This window comes from Pseudomonas sp. I8001, from assembly GCF_013385345.1.
GTDB lineage: Bacteria > Pseudomonadota > Gammaproteobacteria > Pseudomonadales > Pseudomonadaceae > Aquipseudomonas.
This window is the reverse complement of sequence record NZ_JACAQC010000005.1, coordinates 73599-98641: the sequence shown is the minus strand read 5'-3', so window position 1 is coordinate 98641 and position 25043 is coordinate 73599. Positions and strand designations below refer to the sequence as shown.

Here is a 25043-nt window from a genome sequence, read left to right as displayed (position 1 = left end):
CGGCCAAACCCTTGAAAGTGAAGCCTGCCTGGTGCCCCCGGCAACCCAGGGGCAGCGCCAGTTTTCTTAACTTCACTCAAGTGACGATGAACATGGACAGTACTCACATTCAAGACGATCAAGCGGCGAGCACGCGCAGGCCGGTTCCCCATCTGGGGCCGGCGTTCGTTACCGATCACGATGCCGCCCATTGGGCGCATCAACAGATCGGCAACCGGCGCGAGACGGTATTTGGCGGGCTGGTTTTCAAGCGTGATGACGGGATGTACCTGCCAAGCGTGCCGGTGGCCGGCACCGCCACTGCATTCGATTTCCAAAGCGACCTGCTCAAGGTCGATGCCAACAGGAATTTCCTGGCGTACGAGGGCCACAGCGTTCACGCCCTGTACAGTTCGCGCGGCGAGGATGGCACCCGACGCTCCGCGCAGATACAGCACTGGACAGGCGCGCAGCGCCGCCTGGATCGCAGCTTTTTCCCCATCAATATCCTGCGCATCATCATCCAGGTGCGCATGCTGTGCACCCGTTATTACTTGTCCGGGTTCTATGGCTCGCTCATCCAGTATGAAAGCAGCGGCTCTGCGACTGAGGCCAGCTTCTTGAACACGTTGATGGCGGCCAAGCCTGCGGCCGATTTCGACGACTACATCGCCTTTATCAATCAGACGGCCAGGGCCGGCTACCTGCGGGTCATCGTTGCCAACGCCGAGCTGGGTGGAAAGCCTGGCCAACTGTTGGCGCCGTGGACCCTCAATCAAACCCTGTCGCAAATCGGGCAGGACGCACTGGCGCCTCTCGCCAGCCAAGTCAGCCGCCGGTGGCAGGACGCGGTGCGATCAGTCTTGCCGCCGCTGGGGTTTGCACGGCAGGAGAGTCTCTTTGGCTACCTGTACAAAAGCGCGTCGAACCAGTACGTGGCCGAATTTCCGTCGGATGAACTCAAGGCGGCGTTTGCGCTGACCAGTGGCAAGTTGTCACTGCCAAAAGTGCACAAGGCGGACAGTGAGTTTTTGACCTTCGGTATTTACTGCTCCCTGTCACCGCAAGCGAAACCGACCGTGGCGAAAGAGTCGTGGCTGGCGGAAAACTTCTTCACGGCTTCTGCGTTGGCTGCCGTGGTGATGATGGCGGGGACCGACGACCTGGGCTTGCACTTTTACTTGCGCGCCAACGACGGCGCGCTGCTGATGTACCACTGCACCGGCTCGCAGGCGCAGTCCCAGCTGTTCGCCAATCGCGGCGCGGATCTCGACGGACGCTTGAAGGACGCTACCTTGAGCCCTTCCGAGTTTGTCCGGCAAGTGGCTGCCGTCGGCACGCTGACGGTGGTTGAGCCCGGACGGGTATGGGACAAGGCCGGGGTGGTAGGACCGCAATGGAGGGCCTTCGCGAAAGTCCATGCGTCGCTGAGCCCTGCCTTCGTCACTGCCGATGATGTCGCACGCTACCTGCATTACAAGGTGGGTTCACCCCACGGCTCTTTTCTCCAGGCTTACATCTTCAAGCGCAGCGATGGGCTGTTTGTGGCGTCCAGGCTGTCAGACCCTGACAGGTGGCTGTCGTTGTGGGGCGGGGCATTGCCCACCGACAACGTTCTGACGCGGGTCGAGCTTGAAGGGCACCAAATGGTTGGCGAGTTCAATCGACCTGTCTACGACCTGGCCGAGGTGCGTGCCAACTATCCTCAAAAAACCTCGCGACAGCTGGCGTTCCTGATCAGTACACCGTCGACTCAAGCGATCGACATGACGCTGGTTTTTTCCGATCAGATCAAGGTGCTTTACACCAGCGGAACGAACGGTACGTTGATCAAATACGCTGTCAGCGGCTCTCGGGCCGAGCGTGAATTCGGCGAGTACCTGGCACAAGTTGAACGCGATGGCCAAGGTGTGGCCCGCGTACAAGGTTTTGACGGCACGCGTGAAGGGCTGATCAAAGAGCTGGTAAAACTCGGTGAGTTGACGGTGCTGCTGGCGGATGAGACCTGGTACAACGTCCAGGGCCGGGTCCCGGCCACCTGGGAGCCCGAAACGCCTTTCGCCGCCGCAGCCCCCATTGATACGCCCCTGAGCTGGGTTTTCACTGACCTGGCAACCGCCGCCCGTTATGCCCATGACCGTATGCAGGCAACGGCGGATGGCCGGCGAGTCGGTTGCATCCTCAAGCACTCGAGTGCAGAGCAGTATGTGGTCAGCGAGCCTTGCGCACCGATACCCGCCGGCGAAACCCTTTTCGTGTTGGCGAATGTTTTTGGCAATGCCAGCCTGCCGCCAGGCTTCGCCCTGCGTGGCTGGTACTGCCGCAGCGCACCGGACGCCACCGGCATCGGCGCCGAACCCTGGTTGTACGAGGGCTTTATCGACACCACGGATTTTGCCCAGGGGATTGCCGCGCTGCGCATCCACCCCGAGAGCAATCTGGCCTTCTACCTCTGCACGGCGGACGGCGCTCAGCTGGCCTATGACGCTTCCGGCTCGGCCGAAGAAAGCCAGCTCTACCAGGTGCTGCCCGATGGCCGGGTGACGGACAACGGGCTGGGGGATGAACTGCGGGCCGCCACCGTGACGCCCCACGACGTGATCCAGAAGGTTGCCGCCGCCGGGGCGCTGTCGGTGTTGCAACCGGGCACGTTGTGGGATGTGGCGGGGCTGGTCGCCGACACCTGGCGACCTTACGCCCTGGCACCCCGCCCGCAACTGAGCCGCGGGTTTCTCCAGGTAGAAGACGCGGCACGCTACGCCCACGGGCAAATCGGCAGCTGGCGTGAGGGCGAATACTGCGGCTATATCCTGCAGCGCCCGGACGGTCTCTACGTGGCCACCGAGCCATTGCCGGCCAGCGACGCCGGGCGCTTTGCCCTGGGCGTTGTCTACCCTCAGGACGTCAAGGGCCGCTCGCTGCTCCCGCCCGGTCACATGCTGAAGGCCGTGTACGGTTCCAGCCGCGGGGTTTCGTTGCTGGAACCCGAGCGCCTGCAGCGCCCGGGCTGGTCGCGGGACGATGCCTGCCTGGAGGCGCAGATGTTCAGCGCCCTGGACGTGCACACGCTGATCCGCAATCGCCAACAGGTGTCCGTGGCCTACCTGTCGGGCGCCGAAGATTGTTTGCTGGCGTATGACCTGATCGACTCTGCCGCCCAGGCGAACCTGTTCAAGGCGCTCGACCCCTTGCCCCATCGCAGCCCAACGGCCCTCAACCTGGCCAGCGGCACGCTGACGGCGCGGGAGTGGATCAGCCAGGTGGCGGCGGCCGGCAGCGTGCGGGTGGTGCAGGCCAACCCGTTGTGGGGCACGCCGGGGCTGATCGCCGAACACTGGCGGCCACGCCTGCCGATACCCCGGCGCGAACGTCCGGAGCAGATTGCCTATGGCCCGGTCTGCGCCAGTGCCGCTGACGCGGCTCGGGCACTGCACACGCGCCTGGACCATCAAGCACCGACGCAAACCGGTTTCGGTTTCATGCTCAAGCATCGCGATCAGGACGCCTTTGTCTGCTCCGAGCTTGTACCCGCCTGGAATAGGGCCGGGCTGTTCGCCTTGAGCGCCGTGTTTGCCGTGGATGACGAAGGCGAGTTCATTTACCCCACGGGTTATCAACTGCACGCCTTGGTTTACCGGCGCAACTGGATGCCACAGGGGCTGACCACCGCCGAACACTGGCTGGCGCAGCATTTTATTTCGGCCGGGGATCTGGCCAGTGCCACCGTCGAGGCCAAGCGCCAACGGGAGACAGGCGCACTGACGGGCTTGCCGGTGTTTATCTCGACACTGGACCAGGCGCTGCTGCAGGTACAAACGCCGGTGGCATCGACGCTGTTCAACCCGGTCCGCCAGCCGTCGGGGGTCTATGAAGACGTGCAGACCTTGATGGCCAGCGGGCAGCTCTCGGCGGTCGGGTTTGTCAACGAAGTGGCGAAGTTGAGCTGGTTGAGCGTTTTGGTGCCGAGCGAATGCTGGGCGTTGGCGGGTAAGCTGGATGTCAGCCAGGCCCCATGGACCGCCTTCGCCAACTTTATGCGTCGCCCATTGAGCCCGCTGTTCAGCAACCAGGCCGATGCGGTGCGTTACGTCCAGCAACAGTTGGGCACACAGCGCGACACGCTGCAAGGCGGGCTGGTGTTGCAGCGCAACGGCAAGTTTGTCGCGACCCTGGCGGTGCCGGTGTTGAGTGAAGACTTCGACCCGAACGTCATCCTGCCGGGCCTGGACGTCAGCCAGGCGCTGCTGGCCCCTGGTTGGAAAATGGTCGCGCGCTACCGGTCACGTGTCGCCCGGGTGCTGGAGTTCTGGTTACCCTCTGAAGAAAACGCGGTGTATCAAAACCTGTTCTCGACCAAAGTACTGGAGACCGCCCTGAAGTCGGGTCACCTGTGGACCCACGAATACCTGCTGACGCCCGACGGCTCACTCATCGGTTTCAGTACCCAGGACGCCGAGCGCAGCTTGCTGGATTCGGCCCGGCGCAACGAAGCGACGCAGTTGCTCAGCCACCTGGAAACCTCCCTGGCCCCCAACAGCCTTGCGCTGCACGACCCTTACAGCAATGCCGTCGAGCAGCAGATGCGCAGCGGCCGCAAGAGCCCCACCGAGCTGGTCAATCAGCTGGCGCGGGTGGGGACTTTGCAGGTACTGGAGGGCGGCCCGTTGTGGGGCTCTGCCCAGCGTGTGCTGCCGGGCTGGATGCCCGGCCTGGCCTACGTTGCGCCGCAGGCGGCGGTCCATGCCGTGGCGGATCGGCAGCTGGGCCCGGTGTTCAAGCATGCCGACGACGCGGCACGCTATGGTCATCAATACGCCCAGGGGCGCGCCGATTTGAGTTTTGGCGTGATTCTCAAGTCCTCCGACAATGGGCATTTTGTCGCCTGTGCGCCGGTCAAGGGCGACGACCTGGGCTTTGCCCTCGACCGGGCGTTCCTGCGCGGGCAGTTGCCGAGCGGGTACAGCCTGCAAGGCCTGTATCTGAGGCTGCCGCAGCGTGCTGCGCCCGAGTTGCCCCAGGCCGAAGGCTACGCGCAACTGATGGCTCCGGCCGTGGTGCTGGCGGCGCTGAGCTTTTTGCGGGTGGCACAGAGTGAGCGGTTCCTGGCGTTGCATGTGTCATGTGCCGACGGCTCACTGTTTCGGTACCAGGCGGTGAGGATCGACCCGGACTGGGATTCCAGCCGCCGGCAGGCGGCGTATCTGAAACACCTCAACAGTCGTGGCAGCATCGACAGCCATGTGTTGAAACTGGTGGAGTCCGGCGAGCTGCGGGTACTCGACAGCAGCCCGTTCTGGGATGCCTTGTTGCCCCGGATAAAGCGCCTGGCCACGACACTGGCAGTGCGCGATACCCGCATGGCCCTGGGCCCGTTGTGCGCCCACCCGGACGATGCCGCGCGCCAGGTATGGCAACAGGTTGTGCCGCTGGAGCACCAGGCGCGGCTGGGAGCGGTGCTGGGCAACGGCGACAGCGACACCTTCATCGCCGTGCAACCGGTGGCAGACCCGGGCCCCTCGGTGGCCGTGGGACTGCGGCCGGACACACCGGCCTACAAGGCATTGTTCGAAGGCATCATGAACCTCGGCTACCCCAGCACATCGACCCGCTACCCGGCGGGCTACAAGGTGATGGGCGTCCAGCAGTTGTTCAAGCTCGACACCGAGCGCCAGCATCTGGCGGATCGCTACGAAGAAGGCCTGGCCCACAACTTCATTGCCCAGAAGGAAATCCGCGGGTTCATCGAGATGCTGCGCCAGGACAAGATCGCGGGGGCGCGTTACTACTTCACCCCGGTGCACGGCGCGTTGATTGTGTATGAGCCCAGCTATCACGCGGACGAAAGCCAGTTGCTGCGCGATGACTGGATCGACGAAGACACGGGTGTGGTGAAGGTCAAGCCCAGCGAGGTGATCCGCCGGTTGGCGACCTCGGGCAAGCTGACCATCCTGGAAACCGATCGCTTCTGGCAACCCCGCAGCCAGGTGGCGCGGCGCTTGTTGCATGCATTCAAGCAGGCCGACCAGGGGGTTTAACGCCGCCGCATCAGCCCGATAAAAAACAACCCGCCAATGGCCGCCGTGGCCACGCCGATGGGCAGGTCTTCGGGGGCAATCATTGTGCGGGCCGCCACATCCACCCACACCAGGAACACACTGCCCAACAGCACGCACACCGGCAGCAAACGCCGGTGTTCGGCACCTACAAGGCGCCGGGCAATGTGCGGCACCATCAGCCCGACAAAGCCGATGGAGCCGCTGATGGACACCAGCACGCCGGTCATCAGCGAGGCGATCAGGAACACCTTGAGCCGCACATTGCGCGCGTTCAGGCCCAGGGTCACGGCGGTCTGTTCGCCGGCCATCAGCGCGTTCAACGGGCGAGCCATCCCCAGCAGCAACACCAGCCCCAGCAACACCGTGGCGAAGGGAATGGCCAGCAGTTCCCAGCGCGCCAACCCGAGGCCGCCGAGCATCCAGAACATCACCGCCGAGGCCGCGCGATGGTCGCCCATGAACAGCAGCAAATTGGCCACCGCCATCATCACGAACGATACCGCCACCCCGCACAGCAGCAGGCGGTCACTCTCCAGCCGACCGTTGCGACTGGCCACCGCCAGCACCACGATCATGCTCAGCAACGCACCGATGAACGCCGCGATGGGCAGGGTCAGCAGGCCGATCACTTCACCCACATGCAGCACCACGATCACCGCACCGAGGGTGGCGCCGGAAGTCACGCCCAGCAGGTGCGGATCCGCCAGCGGGTTGCGCGTTACCGCCTGCAACACCGCACCGATCAACGCCAGCCCGGCGCCCACCAGGGCACCGAGCAGCATGCGCGGCACGCGGATCAGCCACACGATATGTTCCTGCCCCGCGCTCCAGTCCACCTCGCCAACGCCGAAGGCTTTATGCAGCAGGATCCGCCACACCACGTCCACCGGTACCCGCGCCGAGCCGAACCCCAGCGAGACCACGCATGAGATCAGCAACAACGCGCCAAGGGCACTCAGCAGCAGGGCATAGCGACGGGTAATCATTCGCCGTGAAACCCCTTGGCCAGGGTTTCAACCGCCAGTACGTTGTCGATGCCCGGCGTGGCCTGCACGTAGGGGATCACGATAAAGCGCTGGTTCTTGATCGCGTCCACCGATTGCAGCGCCGGGTTGTTCAGCAGGAACTGCTCTTTTTGCTCGGCGGTGATTTCGCTGTAGTCGACGATCACGATGACCTGCGGGTTGCGCTCCACCACGGTTTCCCAGTTGACCCGGGTCCAGCTGGCGTCCACGTCATCGAGAATGTTGCGCCCGCCGGCGGCGTCGATCAGCGCCTGGGGCATGCCCAGGCGGCCGGAGGTCATGGCGCGGTCTTCGCCGCTGTCGTAGAGGAACACGCGGGGCTTGTCGGCCGGCAGGTTTTCCTGCACTTGGGCGACCTGTGCCTGCATCTGTGCGATCAAGGCATTCGCGCGGTCCTGCACATCGAAGATCTTGCCCAGGTTGCGCAGGTCGTTATAGGTGTCTTCCAGGGTGGCCGCCGGGCGCTTCATCACGAAGGCGCAGGACTCGGTCAGCTCGTAGACGTTGATGCCCAACGGTTGCAGGGTTTGCGGGGTGAGGTCGCCACCGACGCGCATGCCGTAGTCCCAGCCGGCGAAGAAGAAGTCGACGTTGGCGTTGAGCAGGGTTTCCACCGACGGGTATTTGCTCGCCAGTTCCGGCAGGCCGTCGAGAATCTGCGCCATTTCCGGGGTGACCGACTTCCAGCCGGTCACGCCGCTGTAGCCGGCCATGTGCGACTTGAGGCCCAGGGCGAGCATCATCTGGGTCATGTTGATGTCGTGGCTGACCGCGTGTTTTGGTGCCTCGGCGAAGGTCACTTCGCGGTTGCAGCTCTGGATTTTCAGCGGGTAATGGGTCGCTTCGGCGAACGCCTGGGAAGTGCCGAGCAGCAACGCGAGAGACAGCAGGGAGCGCAGGATCATGGTTGGGTTATCCAGGTAATTCGGGGGTAGCCGGACAAGGGGTGAGTGTCGATCAATGCTTCAACGCCGAACACTTCGCGCAGCAATTCGGCGGTCAGCACTTCGTGAGGTGTGCCGCTGGCGACGATGCGCCCGTGGTTGATCACGTACAGCCGATCGCAGAACGCCGCGGCCAGGTTCAGGTCATGAATGCTGGCGAGGGTGCCGATGTTCAGGCGCTTGACCAGTTGCAGCAATTGCAACTGGTAGCGCGGGTCGAGGTGGTTGGTCGGTTCGTCGAGGATCAGCAGTTGCGGTTGCTGGGCCAGGGCGCGGGCGAGGATAACCCGCTGCTTTTCACCGCCCGAGAGGGTGGCGAAGGCGTGGTCTTCAAAGCCCAGCAGGCCGACGTTATCGAGGGCCTGGCGGATCAGGTTCTGGTCTTCAAGCGTATCGCTGTCGAACAGGCCCTTGTGCGGTGTGCGGCCCATGGCGACCACTTCATCCACCCGCAGGCCGAAGGCGTCGGGAAACTCCTGGAGCACCACGGCAATGCGTTGCGCGCACCACTTCGAGGATTGCTTCCAGACGTTCTGGTGTTCCAGCAGCACCTCACCGTCAGCCGGTTTGCTGAACCGATAGGCGCAGCGCAGCAGGCTGGTCTTGCCGCTGCCGTTGGGCCCGATCAGCCCGACGAACTCACCGGCACTCACCCGCAGGCTGGCGTCACGCAGTTGGAACTGGTGATGACAGTGCTCGTGGCCTGGTGGGGTCCAGGCGAGGGCGGTGAGGTTGAGTGAGGTCATCTTTACTCTCAGGTCCAACACAGGACAAATGTGGGAGCGGGCTTGCTCGCGAAAGCGGTGGATCAGTAACAGATACAGTGCCTGACACACCGCATTCGCGAGCAAGCCCGCTCCTACATTTGGACAGTGTTGCGTTCAGTTAGAAGGTGTAGTCCGCCGTCACGAAGAACGAGCGCGGCTCGCCCAGGATCCATTGCTGGCCGTCGTTGTATTGGCTGACGGCGTAAGTGCGGTCGAACAGGTTATTCAATTGCAGGCCCAATGTCGTGTTGCGCATGGCTTTCCATGAAACGCTGGCGTCGACCACGGTGTAGCTCGGCACTTCGCTGGTGTTGGCGGTGTTGGCGAAACGCGAGTCTACATAACGCACGCCCGCACCGGCACGCACGTCGTCAGTGATGGCCTTGCTCAGCCACAGGTTGGCGGTGCGACGCGGCACGTCGGTGGGGCGGTTGCCGTCGCGGGACACGGACTGGCCGTTGACCACTTCGGAGAAGTCGTCGTACTGCGCCCGCACGATCGCAGCGTTGGCTTGCAGTTGCCAGGCATTGGGCAGTTGCAGGTCGAGGCTGGCTTCCAGGCCGTTGGAGGATTGCTGGCCGACTTGTTCCTTGAGGGTGGTGCCTGGAACGCTCACCAACAGTTTCTTTTTGACGATGTGGTAGGCCGCCAGGGTCCATTCACCACGGGAATCCCAGAACGCCTGCTTGAGGCCGATCTCGGTTTGCTTGGCGGTGGACAGGCCGAACTGCTGCTGGCTCGGGCTCAGGGTGATCAGGCTGCCAACGCCGTCAGTGCTGGTGGCGTATTGGCCGTAGACCGAGGTGTCCGGGGTGATCGCGTAGACCAGGCCGGCTTTCCAGTTGTTGCCGGTAAAGGTCTTGTTGGAGTCGCTGCCATCCACCAGGGAGTCACTGTCGATGTGCAGGTAATCGCGGCGCACGCCGGTGATCAGCGACAGTTTATCGGTCAGTTGCAGGCGGTTTTCGGCGAACGCAGCCAGCTGTTTGGTGGTGCTGACGGACTGCGGAATGAAGGGGCTGGCGCTTTCAAACGGCTGCGGTACCGGGTGGTTGATGTCCACCGGTTGGCCGGCGTTCGTCAGGTCATCGAACGGCGAGTTGCTGGCCAGGCGGAAGCGAATGCGGTTGTACTCCACCCCCGTCACCGTCTGGCTGTCGAGGCCGAACAGCGTGTGCTTGAAAGTGAAGGTCTGGCGGTCGCCCACCTGTTCCTGGTTGTGCTTGATGCCCAGGTAGCTCTGGCGCACCAGGCCGCCGTCGACGTAGTTGTAGCTCTCGGCGTTCTGCCAGCGCCGCTGGTTTTTCAGGTAGGACAGTTCGTTGGTGGCGGTGACGTTGTCGTTGATCTGCCACTCGCTGGTCAGGCGCGTCCACTGGTCGTTGTAGTGCTGGATATCGTTGCTGACGTTGTAGTTCTTGTCCCGCAGGCCCTTGTGCAACTGGCCGTTGATCAGCGGTGTGCCGTAGTCGTTTTGCGGGGTCTGGTCGCCGTAGTCGGAGGCCAGGGTGAAGCTCAGGTTATCCGCCGCCTGCCAGCGCAGGGCACCGCTGACGAAGTCGCTGCCGGACTCGCCGCGGTCGATGAAACCGTTGCTGCGCAGGCGGTTGATGTTCAGGCGATAGCTCAGGGTGTCGGTCAGCGAGCCGCCGCTGTCGAGGGCTTGCTGCTGGCGGTCATAAGAACCGTAGCCCAGGCGGATATGGTTTTCGATCTCGCCCTCGAAGGGTTTCTTCGCGATGGTGTTGATCACCGCGCCGGTGGCGCCCTGGCCGTACATCACCGAGGCCGGGCCGCGCAGTACGTCCACCCGCTCAACGGACCAGGTGTCCACCGGGAAGGTGGAAGTGCCCGCGCCATCGAACATGCGCGCGCCGTCGTACAACTGCAGCACCGAGCTCTGGCCGGTGAACCCGCGTGCCGACAACGAGGTACCGCCGTCGCCCGGCGTGCCGGTGCGGCTGATGCCGGTGGCCCGGGAAATCGCGTCCTGCACCGTGGCATCGCCCCGTGCGCGAATCTGCTCGCCGGTCTGGCTTTCAACGCTGCCCGGGGTTTGCAGGGCCGTGAGGTTCAGGCGTGAACCTGCCGTGGTCGGGGTGTTCAGGTCGACGCGCTCGTCGTCGACGGCGGGGGCTGAGACGGCACTGGCGGGAAGCGTCAGGGCCTGGGCAGTGTTTTGAAGGGCGAGCAGGCACAGGCCGGACGCAAGGTACTTGTTCATCGGACGATAAATCGCTTCTTCGAGACGGTACTCGCCGCAGGGCGCGGCGAGTGGGGGAACGCATTAAGTGTTACAACATAACACTTTGTGCGGCGTGGGCGAAAGCCCGCGTAAGACTACATAACGCCTCTAGGTAGGGCATCTCGTCTGTTTCACGCTGAACCTGAGGCAGATTCACGTTGGCCAAACCACCGTGAAAGCACCAGGCGATCCAGTGCCCAGACCACGATCAGCGAGGCGCCCACCAGCGGAAAGACAATCGCCAGCCCGAGCATGATTACCATCGCGGTTTTCCATTTCGGCAGGTCATGGCGCAACGGTGGAACCCCCAGGCTGCCCTGTGGCCGACGCTTCCACCAGATCACCACACCGCTGACGGCGCTGAGCAGGATCATCAGGCAAATCAGCAGCACGATGATCTGATTGACCACGCCAAACATCTTGCCTTCGTGCAGCATCACGCCCGATTCGGTAACCCGCGCCACGCTGTTGTAGTGCTCCCAGCGCACATCGGCCAGGACCTTGCCGGAGTATTGGTCCACATGCAGGGTGGCGTCATTGCGCGGGTCGTTGGCGAACACCGCGAGGGTGAACACGCCTTCGGCAGTGGTGGGGAAGGTGATGCTGTAGCCGGGCTCGACCTTGCGTGAGTTGGCGAGGTCGACCACCTGTTGCAGGCGGATACTCGGGGCTGCCGGGCCCTGGCTCATGCCGGCGTGCTTCATGTGCTCGGCATGCTCGCCAGACATCGGCATCGGCGTGTTTTCCATGGCCCACGGCACGGTTTGTTGGCTCGCGGTGTTGAGGCTGCGGGCCTGCTGGTCGGACTGCGGCACGTTGTTCCACATGGCCGCCGGGAATTTATTCCACAGCTCGGCGTATTGCTTGCCCCAGAAGCCGGTCCAGGTCATGCCGCTGAGCAGCATCACCAGCAGGAACGCCGCGCCCCAGAAACCGGCGACCGCGTGCAAATCGCGCCAGAACAAGCGGCCGCGACTGCCCAGCCGTGGCCACAGAATGCCCGCCGCCGACTTGCCTCGCGGCCACCACAGATACACGCCCGAAATCACCAGCATCACACCCCAGCCGGCGGCCAGTTCCACCAGGCGATCGCCGACGGTGCCGATCATCAACTCACCATGCAGCGCACGGGCGATGGCTTGCAGGTTGTACTTGGCGTCCTGTTCGCCGAGCACGGTGCCGCGATACGGGTCGACGAATACAGTCACTTCGCGCCCGTCGTTGTGCATCACGAATTGCGCGCTGCTGGTGGCGTCGGCAGGTGGCAGGTACTTGCTGATCTTGCCTTGTGGATAGGCAGCCTGGGCACGTTGCAGTTGCTCGTCGGCACTCAGCGCGTGTTCGGCGCTTTGCACGGTCAGCAGGTTGCCGTACATCAGCGGGTCGAGTTGGGGTTTGAACAGGTAGATGATGCCGGTCAGGGCCAGCAGCACCATGAACGGCGCGACAAACAGCCCGGCGTAGAAATGCCAGCGCCAGGCCAGGTTGTAGAAGGAAATCTTCGGTGGGTTCATCAGGGTGCTCCGCAAAGGCTTGGATTTTTTGTGTTATCGAGGACGCCATCGCGGGCAAGCCCGCTCCCACAGTGGAATGCATTGCAACTGTGGGAGCCGGCTTGCCTGCGATGCGCTTAGAAGCTCATGTCCACCTTGGTCCAGAGCGTGCGCCCCGGTTCCTTGATGGCTTGCGGGTCATTGGCCGGGTAGCCGAACCCGGCGTTGCCGGCCAGGTTCAGGTGTTCGGCGTACGCCTTGCCGAACAGGTTGTCGACGCCGGTGCTGACCTTGAAATTCTTGTTGATGCGATACGCCGCGTTCAGCGAGAACACGCCAAACCCCGAGCTTTTGTCGAAGTCCTTGCCCACCACGTTGCCCTTGTTCTGGTCGATGCGGTTTTGCGCCGCGACCACCCGCCACAAGGCGCCGGCGCTCCAGTCGTCCTGGCTGTAGGTGAGCCCGAAGCGCGCATCCAGCGGCGGGATCTGCGGCAGCGGTTTGCCGTCGCTGGTGTTCTTGCCCCAGGCGTAGGCGAAGGTGGCATCGGCCTTCCAATTGGCGGTCAGCTTGTAGGCTGCGCCCAATTCACCGCCCATGATTCGCGCGTCCACATTGCGCGCCTGGGAGGTGGTGCCCATCATTCCCGGCTGGTAGTCGAACAGGATGAAATCACGCACCTGGCCGACGTAGCCCGAGGCCCAGGCATCGAGATCGGCGGATTTGTATTGCAGGCCGAAATCCAGCTGGGTGGTTTTTTCAGGCTTCACACCGTCGAAGGCATTCACGGAACCGACCGACCCGGTGTCGGGAGAAAACAGCTCCCAGTAATCAGGGAAACGCTCCGAATGCCCAAGCCCTGCGTACAGGGTGGCAGGGCTGTCCGCCAGATCGTGCTCGTAGCGCACAAAGCCCGACGGCAGCGTATCGGCGCGGGTTTTACCGGTGGTGGGGTTGGGGCTGCTCATCATCCCGGAGCTGATGGTTTGCCGGAAATCCTTGGCCGAGGCGCGGTCGACGCGGGCGCCGGTGATCAGGCGGTCGCGGTCGGCGGCGTACCAGGTCAGTTCGCCGAACACCCCGTAGTTGTGGAAGTTGGCGTCCTTGCTGCGGGGCAGGTCCTTGTAGGTGTCGACGCCCATGGCGCTGCGTTCGCGGTGTTCGTTGGTTTGTGCATCAATGCCGCTGATCAACTGCACATCGGCCCAGCGCCAGGTGGCCTTGATACGGGCGCCGAGGGTGCGGCGGTCGACGTTGGCCGCCATGGGCCCGGCCATCATCCCGGTGCCCGACGGGACGCGCAGGGTGTAGTTGTCCATCACGTGGTCGGCGTAGTTGTAGTAGACCTGTGCTTCGACCTTATCCAGCACCTCGCCGATGTTCGATTTCTCCAAGCGCAGTCCGAGGCTCTCGCGCAAAAACTGCGAACCGTCCATGCCACGCCCGGCGTAGCGGGCTTCGCCATCTCCACGGCCGGCGGTGAGTTCCAGCAGGGTGTCGGCGTCCGGGGTCCAGCCCACGGCCACGTCGCCGTTCCACTTGTCGTAGCGCGAGGCGACGGTGTCGTTGTTGCCGTCCTTGTAGTCATCGGCGTGGGCCTGGTTGCCGATCACCCGCACATAACCCAGCGGCCCGCCGGCTGCTGCGTCGACGACTTTGTCGAAACGCCCGTTGGAGCCCGCCAGGATGCTGGCGTTGACCCGCGTGCCCAGCTCGCCGAACTGCTCTGGCTCGCGCTCGAACAGGACCGTGCCGGCTGAAGCGCCCGGGCCCCAGAGCACGGTTTGCGGGCCTTTGATCACGGTGAGCTTGTCGTAGGTTTCCGGAGAGATATAGGAGGTGGGCGCGTCCATCCGGCCGGGGCAGGCGCCGAGCATCATGCTGCCGTTGGTGAGGATGTTCAGGCGTGAGCCGAACATGCCCCGCAGCACCGGGTCGCCGTTGGTGCCGCCGTTGCGCACCAGGGCGAAGCCGGGGATGGTCTTGAGGTAGTCGCCGCCATCGCTGGCGGGCACCGGTTGGCGCGGGTCTTTCGGGTTGGTGACGACGGTCAGTGGTGAGCTGGGGGCAATGGCGGTGATCACCGTCGGGCTCAGTTCATTGTGGTCGGCATGTTCGTCGGCGTGGGCCTGTGGAACCAGCAGCGCGCCACACAGAACGGCGAAAACGGGAGTACATCCCAAACGGGTGTCAGCAGAAAACCTGGACATGAAAAATTCCATCATTCATTCGTAAACAACACGGCCAGCAGCCTGCGGCTGTCTGTCTAAAGTCGGCCGGGGTGAAGTAACGGTGTGAAGTGCTTACGTGATGATGGGCGGGGCACGGCTGCGGGCACCGGGGAACACGGTTTGCCGGGCATGGCCCAGGCGTGGGGCGGGGGTCAGGGCGTTGGCGGGCGGCGGGCTGCCGAGGGTGACAAACGACACGCTGCCAGGCAGCGCCGGGCAACTGAAGAGCAGGCTGCAATAGCCGCACTTTTCCCAGAGCACGTGGTGTTCGTCGGGTGCTTTGTGGTGATCGGTCGCAGGCTTGGCGGCGCCATGGCAGCTTGGCGCGTCCATGGACATTTCCATCGACATGCCGGCGTGATGATCCATCGGCATCGCTTGGGAAATCAGCGGACCGATAAAGATCATCAGCATGGCGAACAGGCTGATCCAGCTGCCGCGCATAAGGCCTACAGGCTTACGGCGGTGCGGGGACAACCTGGCGCGTGGGGCGCCCATCAAGGTTTATCTATTGGGCGTGCATGTGTTCGTGGCCGGCCATGGGCGGCTGCTTCTGCACTGACACTTCCACCTTCACTGGCCCGGCCTTTTCAAAGTTCAGGGTCAGCGGAAAATGCTGGCCGTCGCGCAAAACGCTGCGGTCCTTCAGGTCCAGCAGCATCACGTGGTAGGCCATGGGCGCGAACGTCAGGTCACCTTTGGCCGGCACCGCGACGCTGGTCACCTGCTGCATCTTCATCAGATCGCCCTGCATCACATGCTCATGCAGTTCGGCCTTGGCGGCCACGGGCGTGTCGACGCTGAGCAAGCGATCCGCATGCTCGCCCTGGTTATGAATCACGAAATACGCCGCGACGGTCGGCGCATTGGGCGGCAGTTCCTGGGACCAGGGTTCGCTCACCACCAGTTCGCCGACCTTGAAGTCTTCGGCATTGGCAGCAGCACACACCGGCAGCAACAACGCAGCCAGAAGCAGGGAAGATTTGAGCATGGCAGTTCTCCAGAACGGTTCTAAACGCAGTTCACTTGCGAAGAAATCAGACCGTTGGAGAGGCGCGGGGGTTAAGGCTCGGCCATTGCTGGCGCGGGGTGGGGGATTGCAATGACGGCGGCGGCAGGTCTTGCACCGCGTCGAATCTTGCGAAATACAGTGTTGGTGAATGCCCCGGCAACGCCACTAATGGCGCCGAGCCCGAGCAGCACCAGCAATGCTGCATGGTGGAGTGATCGTCTTGCTGCGGCGCCGGAATCTCCAGCTTGCCCAGGGCAATGGCCGTCAGCTTGTTGGCATTGGAGGAGCAGAAACTGCCCCAGAGCAGTTGGTCGAGGGAATTGTTCGAGCGCTGCATCGCTCCGGCCATCGGCATGGCAAACGCATTGAACAGCACTGCAAAGCAGGCGATCCAGGCAATTGCAAAGCGTTGACGGGCCATGGCGGACAATCCGTAGGGTTAAGCGATCAGGTGGGTATTTAGCCTGATCGGGGAGGATAAGTAAAAAGGGGCGGTGTGGTTTGGTGTCGCAGTGCTATCAACCAGCTGTGGCGTGCAGCTTCAGGCCGAGCGCTTTCATGACCTTCATGATAGTCGCGAACTCGGGATTGCCAGTGCTGGAGAGGGCTTTATATAAACTTTCGCGTCCGAGGCCTGCGTCGCGGGCTACTTGAGTCATGCCTTGGGCGCGGGCGATGTTGTTGAGGGCTGAACGAATAAGCAGTCCGTCACCGGCATCCTCCTCGAAGCACGCTTCAAGATACTCAGCCATATCTTCAGGAGTCTTGAGGTGTTCCGCTATGTCGAAGTCTGTAAATTCAGTCATGGCTTACTCCTTTTTTTTCAAAGTCTGCTGCAATTTGCTTAGCGCGCTGGATATCGCGTTTCTGCGTTGATTTATCGCCGCCTATCAACAACAGGTAAACCACCTCCTCTCTACGAGTGAAATAAACCCGGTATCCAGGGCCGTAGTGGATGCGCATTTCCGAAACGCCATTTCCTACTGTCTCACAGTCTCCGAAGTTGCCTGATTGTGCGTTATTCAACCTTGCCAGTACGCGTGCACGGGCCGGTTTATTGTTTAACGAATCAAGCCACTCCAGGAAATGCTTGGATTTCTTGAAGTGAATCATCTTGGATCGTATTCCTTGGGATACAGAATGACAAGTCACGATGCTCCGCAAAAGCAGTGCATCCCCATCGCAGACTCTGGTGCAAAACTGCGGGAGGGGAGCTTAGGGCGAGGGCTTTTGGCTGAACCAGCCGGCTGGTTCGGAGGGGGGTGTAAGGCGAATCAGTTTTTAAAGCGAGGTTGTCAAAAGGATGTCGATGATTGAGGCGCTTTCCTACGAGGTCATTGCACCTTGCGATACAGGCGACTCGGTCTTCCTGCTGGAACGAGGTGATGCTATCGCAGGCAAGCCAGCTCCCACAGTTTGGATTGTGTTCGATTCGAATGTGGAGGCCCTCCACAGAAATTTCCGACAGTGATTGGCGGTTGTCTCTAGGAAACTCAATCTCTAGTCTCCGAACACCACTGCAAACTCAGTGGTCGGGCGTCGCGGCCCGGATTTCTTCAGACGCAAAAGCGTCATCGTGTCCTTTCAGTTGGCGCTTTTTTATCGTCTACTGTGCGGCGCTATGGTGGCTGTGCGCGGGATACCTTCGGGTATGCCGGTGTTCTGGAGAGCCGGTCCGCGAACCCGCGTTCAGCTACCACCCCCATCGCATCGCGGCGATCAGTGGTAGCTCCTTTGTACTTCTCCGGAGCTTCACAATGATTAAACCTACCCCCAATCCCCCTTTTCGGCTGTTCACCGTAGCCGACGGAATCAGCACCGAAGACCTGTTGGTCAACCTCATTGAAACACTCGCCTCGGCCAACGCGCTGAGTTGCGACTTGGCGTTTAGCCTGGAAGGATCGAAGCGAGAGGAGTTGTTGGGCGTCGCTCAGTTGATCGATCTGGCGGAGTTACTGGCTGATCGGGTGCACGAAGGTGGCGGAAAACGCATTTAACACTTCGATGATCGATCGTTCCTGCGCTGATGTGTGGGAATGATCCCGTGAGACGCCTTTAAACGTCCCAGCTTGCTTCCCGTATGTGATTGAAGTTCACGACATCTACGCTGTGCTGATGAGCAAATCCAGCGACTCTTAGGTCATCTGTCAAAACTAGATAATTATCTTTGGCTGCACAGATAATACCGACGTCGGTAAGTCCGTAGGGCGACAGCTCATAATCGCAACTTATATCAAGAGCAGGGCAGTGAATCTCAATGACTGTCGATAATGATTTTTTTAATGTTGCGTAGAAGTCGTGTAGCTTGCTCCCATAAAGCCCGTTTGTAAGGTTGCTGACTTCCGCAAGTATATGAGGAGTTGAAATAAGCTTTTCGAATTGATCAATCACGTTAAGCAGAAGTTTGTAATCTTTGGCAGTGTACCCGCTTGTTCTTTTGAAGCCTGCAATACTGGGTGTGCCTCCGATCAGTACCAAGAGCAGAAGGTTGGTGTCGACTATGATTCCTTTTCTTCGATATTGCCGGATATATGTTTCGATCATACTTCGCGGATCTTCATGGAGCGGAACTCGCCAGTCTCCGAGTCAATGAAGAATATTTTATATTTTCTTGCGTACATTTGTCCCGCTAAAGATGCGCCTAATCGTTGATATTTATCAGGGGCTGGAACATTGAAGCCAAATGTTATTGCCCACGTTTTGTCGCCTGGGTTTAACTCGACTTCCTCAAGCATCAAGTCCTGAAGCACTGTTTCCTGGCCGAGAAAGTCATTGGCTGCTGCCTTGGCAACTTGCACGGCTTCTTTGACGTCTATCATGTCAGCTCCTGAATAGAATTGAGTCTGGCTTGAACTGTTTCTGGAGTGTAGCAGTTCATGTTGTGGATTCATCGCCGTCCCTTTAGTCACAAATAGAGTTGATAGAGGTGGGCGATGATCCTGATCTATCGAATGAAATCTGCCAATAACTCGATTGTTTCTGCGGGCGACAAAAGCTCCTGATCCACCGCCACCAACACCGGCCGCCTCAACACCAACACCGGCACCCCCCGCTCCCGTGCCACTTCCAGCTTCGGCTCGGTAGCCGTGCTGCCGCTGTTCTTGCTGATCAGCACATCAATTTGCCGTCGCTCAAACAATGCCCGTTCATCCTCGATCAAAAACGGCCCACGGGCGCCAATCACTTCGCAGCGCTCATTGCCGGGGTACACATCCAGTGCGCGCAGTGTCCAGAACTGCTCGGCGGGGATTTCGTCGAGGTGTTGTAACGGTTCACGGCCCAGCGTGAACAGTGGTCGCTTGAAGGGTTTCAGGGCTTCGATCAGCTCAGCCCAGTCCCTGACTTCGCGCCAATCATCACCCGCCTGTGGCTGCCACGCCGGGCGGCGCAGAGCCCAGCAGGGAATTCCGCATAAAGCTGCGGCACGGGCGGCGTTGGCGCTGATCTGTGCGGCATACGGATGGGTCGCGTCCAGCACCAGCTCGATACCTTCATCGCGAATGAACTGCGCCAAACCTTCCGCGCCGCCATAGCCACCGACGCGCACCTGGCACGTAAGGTCGGTGGGAACGCGGCCAACACCCGCCAGGCTGTAGATATGCTCGGGCCCCAGTGTGCGGGCGATGGCCAGGGCTTCCGTCACGCCGCCCAACAGCAGGATGCGTTTCATAGCGGCTTGATCACTTCCAGCAGGGTGATCGGCAGCGCCTGGCGCCAGGTATCAAAGCCCCCCAGCGGTTGGGCCTGGGCCACATGAATGCGGGTCAGTTCGCCGCCGTGTTGTTCGCGCCAGGCCATCAGGGTCATTTCACTTTGCAGGGTCACGGCGTTGGCCACCAGCCGGCCGCCGGGGCGCAGGTGTTGCCAGCAGGTGTCGAGCACGCCGTCGCGGGTGACGCCGCCGCCGATGAAGATGGCGTCCGGCGCTTCCAGCCCGTTCAGGGCGTGGGGCGCGGTGCCGCGAATCAGTTGCAGGCCGGGGACGCCAAGGGCATCACGGTTATGTTCGATCAACAGTTGCCGGCCTTCATCGGCCTCGATGGCCAGGGCGCGGCAGCTGGGGTGGGCGCGCATCCATTCGATCCCGATGGAGCCGCTGCCCGCGCCCACGTCCCACAGCAGTTCGCCGGGCATCGGCGCGAGGCGGGCGAGGGTCATGGCGCGCACGTCGCGCTTGGTCAGTTGGCCGTCGTGCCTGAAGGCCGAGTCCGGCAGCCCTGCCAGGCGTGACAGGCGCGCTGTGTTGGCGTCGGCCACGCAGTCGATGGCCAGCAGATTCAACGCGGCAATCGGTTCGCCAGGCCAATCCCGGGCGATGCCGTCGATGCGCCGCTCATCCGGCCCGCCGAGGTGTTCAAACACACTCAGGCGACTTGCGCCAAACCCGCGCTCGGCCAATTGTGTGGCAATCGCCGCCGGGCTCTGGCCGTCATTGCTCAGCACCAGCAAACGCACGCCGTTGGCCAGATGCGCATTCAGCGCCGCCATCGGCCGGGCAACCACCGACAGCGTCACTACCTCTTGCAACGGCCAGCCCAGGCGCGCCGCCGCCAGGGACACGGAAGAGGGCGCCGGCAGAATCAGCAGCTCATCGGCCGGCACCTGCCGCGCCAGGCTCGCACCCACGCCATAGAACATCGGGTCGCCGCTGGCCAGCACGCACACCGCTTCACCACGCCTGGCCAGCACCGGCTCCAGGGAAAACGGGCTGGGCCACACCTGGCGTTCGCCACGGATGCACACCGGCAACAAGTCCAGCTGGCGTTGCCCGCCAATAATGCGCGAGGCGCGCAACAGGGCGTGCCGGGCGTTTCTGCCCAGGCCCTTGAAGCCGTCTTCACCGATGCCTACTACCGTCAGCCAGGGCGACATATGAATTCCTTGAACGACATCCGACGGGCAGGCTTTTCATGCCGCCGGACAAAGCAGGCATAATACCGCGCCTTTACCCGTGAACCGGTAGCCCCGTGAAACCAATACCACCGTCCAATACCTTGCGCCCCTCGGCCTGTCCGGGGTTGCTGCGTATTGTCCAGGCGTTGGATGGCGGGATTTGCCGGATCAAACTGGCGGGCGGTTCGATCCGTGCCGAGCAGGCGTTTGCCGTGGCCGACGCCGCCCAGGCCCATGCCGGCGGGGTGATCGAGGCGACCAACCGCGCCAACCTGCAGATTCGCGGGATCGGCGCCGAACAGGATGCATTGATCGCCGCCTTGCTGGCCGCCGACCTGGGCCCCAAGCGTGCCGCCGGTGATGATGTGCGCAACCTGATGCTCAGCCCCAGTGCCGGCATTGACCGCGAGATGCTGTTCGATACCCGACCGTTGGCCGACCAGATCCTCACCACCCTGGAAACCCACCCGCGTTTCCATGAGCTGTCGGCCAAGTTCGCCGTGCAACTGGACGGCGGTGAAGCCCTGGCCATGCTCGAGCATCATCACGACCTGTGGCTGTCAGCCTTCGATGCCAATGGCAACACGCTGTTGGCATTCGGCCTGGCAGGCTGCCCGGCGCGGGATGCGCCCTTGGCGGCGGTACCTTTGGCACAAGGGCATGCACTGGTGGTGGCGGTGCTGGAGCGGTTCCTTGAACTGGCCCGGCCTGATCAGACCCGTATGCGCCATCTGCTGGCTGAAACCGCTGTGGATAACTTTTTGCGGCAGCTGAATATGCCATTGCAGCCGGTTGATGGCTTTTCAAGGCACTCCAACTCCGCGCCGCTGCACCTGGGAAGTTATCCACAGCGCCAAAAAAACCAGGTCTACGTCGCCGCCGTCGCACCCTTGGGCCGCCTGGATTCGGCGATGCTCAGGGGCGCAGCGCAGTTGGCCGTCGACCATGGCGACGCCACCTTGCGTGTCACGCCATGGCAAGGCCTGCTGCTGCCCAATATCCAGGATGCGGCGGCTGTCACCGAACGCCTCGAACAGCTTGGCTTTTTGTGTTCGGTGGACCAACCCCTCGCACGGATGATCGCCTGCACCGGCTCCAGCGGTTGCGCCAAAGGCCTGTCCGACACCAAGGCCGACGCCGTGCAACTGGCCGCGCTTGCGCCCGGCCACAGCGTGCACCTGTCCGGCTGCCCGCGTTCCTGCGCGGCCGCACACACCGCGCCGGTCACCCTGCTGGCGGTAAGTCCCGGCCACTACGACCTCTATTTTCGCGACGCAGGCCTGCCCGGTTTCGGCCGCCTGCACGCGCGCACTCTTTCTATTGAAGCGGCGGGCGCCTTGTTGCGCGCTCACCCACGGAGCAACACCGATGATTGATTACATCCGCGACGGTCAGGAGATCTATCGCAACTCCTTCGCGATCATTCGCGCAGAAGCCCGGCTTGATCGCATCCCTGCCGACCTGGAAAAACTCGCGGTGCGGGTGATTCATGCCTGCGGCATGGTCGACGCCATCGACGGTCTGCAATTTTCCGAAGGTGCCGGCAAGGCCGGGCGCGAAGCCCTGGCCGCTGGCGCGCCGATCCTGTGTGATGCGCGGATGGTCTCCGAAGGCGTGACCCGTACGCGCCTGCCGGCCAACAATCAGGTGATCTGCACCCTGCGCGACGATAGCGTGCCGGCGTTGGCCCGCGAGCTGGGCAACACCCGTTCCGCCGCCGCCCTGGAGCTGTGGCGCCCGCACCTGGAAGGCAGTGTGGTGGTGATCGGCAATGCGCCGACAGCGCTGTTTTACCTGCTGGAAATGCTCGACGCCGGCGCGCCAAAACCTGCACTGATCCTCGGGTTCCCGGTGGGCTTTGTCGGCGCCGCCGAATCCAAGGCGATGCTGGCGGCAGACAGCCGCGGCGTACCGTTCGTGATCATGCAGGGCCGCCTCGGCGGCAGTGCGATGGCCGCCGCCGCGGTCAACGCCTTGGCCACGGAGGTCGAATGATGCCGGCACGCGGACGTTTGATCGGCCTGGGCGTAGGCCCCGGCGATCCGGAACTGATTACCCTCAAAGCCCTGCGCCTGCTGCGCGAATCGCCGGTGGTGGCGTACTTCGTGGCCAAGGGCAAGAAGGGCAACGCCTTCGGCATCATCGAAGACCATTTGGTGCCCCAGCAAACCCTGATGCCGCTGGTGTACCCGGTGACCACTGAAGTGTTGCCGGCGCCGCTGTCCTACGAGCAAGTGATCAGCGATTTCTACGACACCGCCAGTGTCGACGTTGCGGCACACCTGGACGCGGGGCGCGATGTGGCGGTGATCTGTGAAGGCGACCCGTTCTTCTACGGCTCCTACATGTATTTGCACGACCGCCTGGCCGAGCGCTACGAAGCCCAGGTGATCCCGGGTGTGTGCTCGATGCTCGGTGGCGCCTCTGTACTGGGCGCACCGTTGGTGTATCGCAACCAGAGCCTGTCGGTGCTTTCCGGCGTGCTGCCCCATGACGAACTCAAGCGTCGCCTGGCGGATGCCGACGCGGCGGTGATCATGAAGCTGGGGCGCAACTTCACCAAGGTGCGTCAGGTACTGGAAGAATTGGGATTGGCGAGCCGGGCGTTGTACGTCGAGCGCGCGACCATGGCCAATCAGAAAATCGTCGCCCTGGATCAGGTCGATCCGACGTCCTCGCCGTATTTCTCGTTGATCATCGTTCCCGGTGAAAGGTGGCAAGGCTGATGACGGCTCCCGCGATTGTCATCCTGGGGCAGGGCAGCCTCGCCACGGCCCGCGCTATCCAGCAGGTGTATCCCGACGCACTGATCCACGGCCTGGCCGGGCGGGTCGAGGGCGCAGATCAGGCCTATAACGAATTCGGCGCCACAGTGCGCCAGTTGTATCAACAGGGCACGCCGATCATCGCGCTGTGCGCCGCCGGGATTGTGATCCGCACCCTGGCGCCGCTGTTGCTGGAGAAGGGCGTCGAGCCTGCTGTGCTGGCCGTCGCCGAAGACGGCAGCGCGGTGGTGCCGTTGCTCGGTGGCCTCGGTGGCGTAAACGTGATGGCGCGGGAAATCGCCGCTGCCCTGGACGTTGCCGCCGCGATCACCACCAGTGGCGAGCTGCGTTTTGGTACCTGCCTGCTTAACCCGCCCCATGGTTATCAGCTGGGGGATCTGGAGCTGGGCAAACGCTTTGTCTCGGACTTGCTGGCTGGCGAATCAGTACGCATTGAAGGCGCGGCGCCGTGGCTGGATCAGGCCAACTTGCCCCAGGATCAACAGGCCCGCCTGGCGATTCACGTCGGCAGTGCCGAGCGCACACCTGCGACCAATGAGTTGCTGATTTATCCGAAGACGGTGTTGGTTACCTGCCAGCCGGGGCCGCAACTGGCCGGGCGAATTCGTGCGGCGTTGCAGGATGCCGGGCTCGCCGTGCAGTCCCTGGCTTGCTTGCTGGCGGCTGAAACGGAGATGGCCGATTCGTCATTGCACGAAGCGGCGTTGGAGCTGGGCGTGCCATTGCGCTTCGCCGATCTGGCGCCTCAGGCGGACATCGCGATCACGGTGGCCGAGGCCCCTCTGGACCTGTCCCTGATCGGTCGTCCCCGTGGCCGCCTCGCGGTGATCGGTCTGGGCCCCGGCGCTGCCGAACTGATGGTACCGGCAGTAAAAGCCGAGCTGGCCCGCTGCACCGACGTGCTGGGTTACGAAACCTATGTGCGCATGGCCGGGCCGTTCCGCGCGGACCAGATCCAGCATTGCACCGACAATCGCGAAGAGATGCAGCGCGCGCGTCATGCCTTTGAGCTGGCGGCGCAGGGGCGTTCGGTGGTGGTGGTGTCTTCGGGTGACCCCGGTGTATTTGCCATGGCCGCTGCGGTGATCGAAGCCTTGCACGAGTCCAGCGACCCGGCCTGGCATCAGGTCGACCTGGAGATTTTGCCGGGCGTATCGGCATCCCTCGCCACGGCGGCCCAGGCAGGTGCCCCGCTGGGGCATGACTTCTGTGTGATGTCACTGTCGGACAACCTCAAACCCTGGTCGATCATCGAGAAGCGCCTGGACCTGGCGTCCCAGGCCGACCTGGCGCTGGCGTTCTATAACCCGATCTCCCGTGCGCGGCCCTGGCAGTTGGGACGCGCCCTGGAAATCGTCGCGCAGCACCGCACGCCTGAAACACCGGTGGTATTGGGCCGTGACATCGGTCGCCCGGGCCAGACCCTGCGAGTCACCACCCTGGGGCAACTGACGCCGGAGCAGGTGGACATGCGCACCATGGTGCTGATCGGTTCGTCCACCACCTGCGTCTTTGCGCGGGCAGGTGGTGGCGAGTGGGTCTACACGCCACGTTGGTACGGCGAGAAACCCGCCTCCTGAAAACAACGGCGGCCCCGCCATGGGGCCGCCTT

The 25043-nt window shown here is 62.6% G+C and carries 21 protein-coding genes; 6 read left to right on the top strand and 15 right to left on the bottom strand.

What is annotated here, in order from left to right; all coding sequences use genetic code 11:
- Window positions 1-92: 92 nt before the first annotated feature.
- On the top strand, window positions 93-6014 hold the full coding sequence (locus HX839_RS02295; protein ID WP_177066689.1) for a hypothetical protein: 5922 nt from the start codon (window positions 93-95) through the stop codon (window positions 6012-6014).
- On the opposite strand, the gene HX839_RS02290 is transcribed toward HX839_RS02295, so the two are convergent.
- The 11 genes from HX839_RS02290 to HX839_RS02240 form a co-directional block, all read right to left on the bottom strand.
- Window positions 6011-7021: an iron ABC transporter permease gene (locus HX839_RS02290; RefSeq protein WP_003217368.1), complete on the bottom strand. Its 1011-nt coding sequence runs from the start codon at window positions 7019-7021 to the stop codon at window positions 6011-6013. The two genes, HX839_RS02295 and HX839_RS02290, sit on opposite strands and share 4 nt — an antisense overlap.
- Window positions 7018-7965 carry an ABC transporter substrate-binding protein gene (locus tag HX839_RS02285; protein WP_008439045.1) on the bottom strand — a complete coding sequence of 316 codons (948 nt, stop codon included), beginning with the start codon at window positions 7963-7965 and terminating at the stop codon, window positions 7018-7020. Before HX839_RS02285 ends, HX839_RS02290 begins: the two co-directional genes overlap by 4 nt.
- A complete protein-coding gene (locus tag HX839_RS02280) occupies window positions 7962-8750 on the bottom strand; it encodes an ABC transporter ATP-binding protein (RefSeq protein WP_177066688.1) in 789 nt (262 codons plus the stop codon). The genes HX839_RS02285 and HX839_RS02280 overlap by 4 nt, the downstream gene beginning before the upstream one ends.
- A gap of 139 nt (window positions 8751-8889) precedes the next feature.
- Window positions 8890-10995, bottom strand: a complete 2106-nt coding sequence (locus tag HX839_RS02275; RefSeq protein WP_177049150.1) for a TonB-dependent siderophore receptor — start codon at window positions 10993-10995, stop codon at window positions 8890-8892.
- Window positions 10996-11147: 152 nt separating this feature from the next.
- Window positions 11148-12530 carry a PepSY domain-containing protein gene (locus HX839_RS02270; protein ID WP_177039721.1) on the bottom strand — a complete coding sequence of 461 codons (1383 nt, stop codon included), beginning with the start codon at window positions 12528-12530 and terminating at the stop codon, window positions 11148-11150.
- A 116-nt stretch (window positions 12531-12646) separates the two neighbouring features.
- Window positions 12647-14719: a TonB-dependent copper receptor gene (locus HX839_RS02265; RefSeq protein WP_177066687.1), complete on the bottom strand. Its 2073-nt coding sequence runs from the start codon at window positions 14717-14719 to the stop codon at window positions 12647-12649.
- Window positions 14720-14812: 93 nt separating this feature from the next.
- Window positions 14813-15184: a DUF2946 domain-containing protein gene (locus HX839_RS02260; protein ID WP_087693135.1), complete on the bottom strand. Its 372-nt coding sequence runs from the start codon at window positions 15182-15184 to the stop codon at window positions 14813-14815.
- 64 nt (window positions 15185-15248) lie between these two features.
- Window positions 15249-15731 carry a copper chaperone PCu(A)C gene (locus HX839_RS02255; RefSeq protein WP_076017993.1) on the bottom strand — a complete coding sequence of 161 codons (483 nt, stop codon included), beginning with the start codon at window positions 15729-15731 and terminating at the stop codon, window positions 15249-15251.
- A gap of 46 nt (window positions 15732-15777) precedes the next feature.
- Complete coding sequence (locus HX839_RS02250; protein WP_102368005.1) at window positions 15778-16173, bottom strand: DUF2946 domain-containing protein; 396 nt, start codon at window positions 16171-16173, stop codon at window positions 15778-15780.
- A 97-nt stretch (window positions 16174-16270) separates the two neighbouring features.
- The gene (locus tag HX839_RS02245) at window positions 16271-16558 is read right to left on the bottom strand and encodes an addiction module antidote protein (RefSeq protein ID WP_008439033.1); all 288 of its coding nucleotides are present in this window, start codon (window positions 16556-16558) and stop codon (window positions 16271-16273) included.
- Complete coding sequence (locus HX839_RS02240) at window positions 16551-16865, bottom strand: type II toxin-antitoxin system RelE/ParE family toxin (RefSeq protein ID WP_102368006.1); 315 nt, start codon at window positions 16863-16865, stop codon at window positions 16551-16553. The genes HX839_RS02245 and HX839_RS02240 overlap by 8 nt, the downstream gene beginning before the upstream one ends.
- 644 nt (window positions 16866-17509) lie before the next feature.
- On the opposite strand from HX839_RS02240, the gene HX839_RS02230 reads away from it, so the two are divergent.
- A complete protein-coding gene (locus HX839_RS02230; RefSeq protein WP_177020781.1) occupies window positions 17510-17749 on the top strand; it encodes a DUF6124 family protein in 240 nt (79 codons plus the stop codon).
- Window positions 17750-17807: 58 nt separating this feature from the next.
- Here the strand turns inward: HX839_RS02230 and HX839_RS02225 are convergent, their stop codons facing one another.
- From HX839_RS02225 to HX839_RS02210, 4 genes are all read right to left on the bottom strand, one after another.
- The gene (locus HX839_RS02225) at window positions 17808-18296 is read right to left on the bottom strand and encodes a PIN domain-containing protein (RefSeq protein WP_102606171.1); all 489 of its coding nucleotides are present in this window, start codon (window positions 18294-18296) and stop codon (window positions 17808-17810) included.
- The gene (locus HX839_RS02220) at window positions 18293-18571 is read right to left on the bottom strand and encodes a hypothetical protein (protein WP_177066686.1); all 279 of its coding nucleotides are present in this window, start codon (window positions 18569-18571) and stop codon (window positions 18293-18295) included. The genes HX839_RS02225 and HX839_RS02220 overlap by 4 nt, the downstream gene beginning before the upstream one ends.
- Before the next feature lie 125 nt (window positions 18572-18696).
- Window positions 18697-19422 carry a cobalt-precorrin-6A reductase gene (locus tag HX839_RS02215; RefSeq protein WP_177066685.1) on the bottom strand — a complete coding sequence of 242 codons (726 nt, stop codon included), beginning with the start codon at window positions 19420-19422 and terminating at the stop codon, window positions 18697-18699.
- Window positions 19419-20624, bottom strand: a complete 1206-nt coding sequence (locus HX839_RS02210) for a bifunctional cobalt-precorrin-7 (C(5))-methyltransferase/cobalt-precorrin-6B (C(15))-methyltransferase (protein ID WP_008439029.1) — start codon at window positions 20622-20624, stop codon at window positions 19419-19421. Before HX839_RS02210 ends, HX839_RS02215 begins: the two co-directional genes overlap by 4 nt.
- 95 nt (window positions 20625-20719) lie before the next feature.
- Here HX839_RS02210 and cobG point away from each other — a divergent pair, with 95 nt between their 5' ends.
- From cobG to cobJ, 4 genes are read left to right on the top strand one after another with little or no spacing between them, the layout of a single operon-like run.
- Entirely contained in the window at window positions 20720-22021 is a 1302-nt protein-coding gene (gene cobG, locus HX839_RS02205; protein ID WP_371315619.1) for a precorrin-3B synthase, read from the top strand.
- Window positions 22014-22640, top strand: a complete 627-nt coding sequence (locus HX839_RS02200; protein ID WP_177020785.1) for a precorrin-8X methylmutase — start codon at window positions 22014-22016, stop codon at window positions 22638-22640. Before cobG ends, HX839_RS02200 begins: the two co-directional genes overlap by 8 nt.
- Window positions 22640-23371, top strand: a complete 732-nt coding sequence (locus tag HX839_RS02195; RefSeq protein ID WP_003217336.1) for a precorrin-2 C(20)-methyltransferase — start codon at window positions 22640-22642, stop codon at window positions 23369-23371. The genes HX839_RS02200 and HX839_RS02195 overlap by 1 nt, the downstream gene beginning before the upstream one ends.
- A complete protein-coding gene (cobJ, locus tag HX839_RS02190) occupies window positions 23371-25011 on the top strand; it encodes a precorrin-3B C(17)-methyltransferase (protein ID WP_177066684.1) in 1641 nt (546 codons plus the stop codon). The genes HX839_RS02195 and cobJ overlap by 1 nt, the downstream gene beginning before the upstream one ends.
- The last annotated feature ends 32 nt before the right edge of the window (window positions 25012-25043 follow it).

Coding starts and splice junctions, on each gene's coding strand:
- HX839_RS02295 (WP_177066689.1), top strand. CDS start 93: ATGGACAGTACTCACATTCAAGACGATCAAGCGGCGAGCACGCGCAGG.
- HX839_RS02290 (WP_003217368.1), bottom strand. CDS start 7,021: ATGATTACCCGTCGCTATGCCCTGCTGCTGAGTGCCCTTGGCGCGTTG.
- HX839_RS02285 (WP_008439045.1), bottom strand. CDS start 7,965: ATGATCCTGCGCTCCCTGCTGTCTCTCGCGTTGCTGCTCGGCACTTCC.
- HX839_RS02280 (WP_177066688.1), bottom strand. CDS start 8,750: ATGACCTCACTCAACCTCACCGCCCTCGCCTGGACCCCACCAGGCCAC.
- HX839_RS02275 (WP_177049150.1), bottom strand. CDS start 10,995: ATGAACAAGTACCTTGCGTCCGGCCTGTGCCTGCTCGCCCTTCAAAAC.
- HX839_RS02270 (WP_177039721.1), bottom strand. CDS start 12,530: ATGAACCCACCGAAGATTTCCTTCTACAACCTGGCCTGGCGCTGGCAT.
- HX839_RS02265 (WP_177066687.1), bottom strand. CDS start 14,719: ATGTCCAGGTTTTCTGCTGACACCCGTTTGGGATGTACTCCCGTTTTC.
- HX839_RS02260 (WP_087693135.1), bottom strand. CDS start 15,184: ATGCGCGGCAGCTGGATCAGCCTGTTCGCCATGCTGATGATCTTTATC.
- HX839_RS02255 (WP_076017993.1), bottom strand. CDS start 15,731: ATGCTCAAATCTTCCCTGCTTCTGGCTGCGTTGTTGCTGCCGGTGTGT.
- HX839_RS02250 (WP_102368005.1), bottom strand. CDS start 16,173: ATGGCCCGTCAACGCTTTGCAATTGCCTGGATCGCCTGCTTTGCAGTG.
- HX839_RS02245 (WP_008439033.1), bottom strand. CDS start 16,558: ATGACTGAATTTACAGACTTCGACATAGCGGAACACCTCAAGACTCCT.
- HX839_RS02240 (WP_102368006.1), bottom strand. CDS start 16,865: ATGATTCACTTCAAGAAATCCAAGCATTTCCTGGAGTGGCTTGATTCG.
- HX839_RS02230 (WP_177020781.1), top strand. CDS start 17,510: ATGATTAAACCTACCCCCAATCCCCCTTTTCGGCTGTTCACCGTAGCC.
- HX839_RS02225 (WP_102606171.1), bottom strand. CDS start 18,296: ATGATCGAAACATATATCCGGCAATATCGAAGAAAAGGAATCATAGTC.
- HX839_RS02220 (WP_177066686.1), bottom strand. CDS start 18,571: ATGATAGACGTCAAAGAAGCCGTGCAAGTTGCCAAGGCAGCAGCCAAT.
- HX839_RS02215 (WP_177066685.1), bottom strand. CDS start 19,422: ATGAAACGCATCCTGCTGTTGGGCGGCGTGACGGAAGCCCTGGCCATC.
- HX839_RS02210 (WP_008439029.1), bottom strand. CDS start 20,624: ATGTCGCCCTGGCTGACGGTAGTAGGCATCGGTGAAGACGGCTTCAAG.
- HX839_RS02200 (WP_177020785.1), top strand. CDS start 22,014: ATGATTGATTACATCCGCGACGGTCAGGAGATCTATCGCAACTCCTTC.
- HX839_RS02195 (WP_003217336.1), top strand. CDS start 22,640: ATGCCGGCACGCGGACGTTTGATCGGCCTGGGCGTAGGCCCCGGCGAT.
- cobJ (WP_177066684.1), top strand. CDS start 23,371: ATGACGGCTCCCGCGATTGTCATCCTGGGGCAGGGCAGCCTCGCCACG.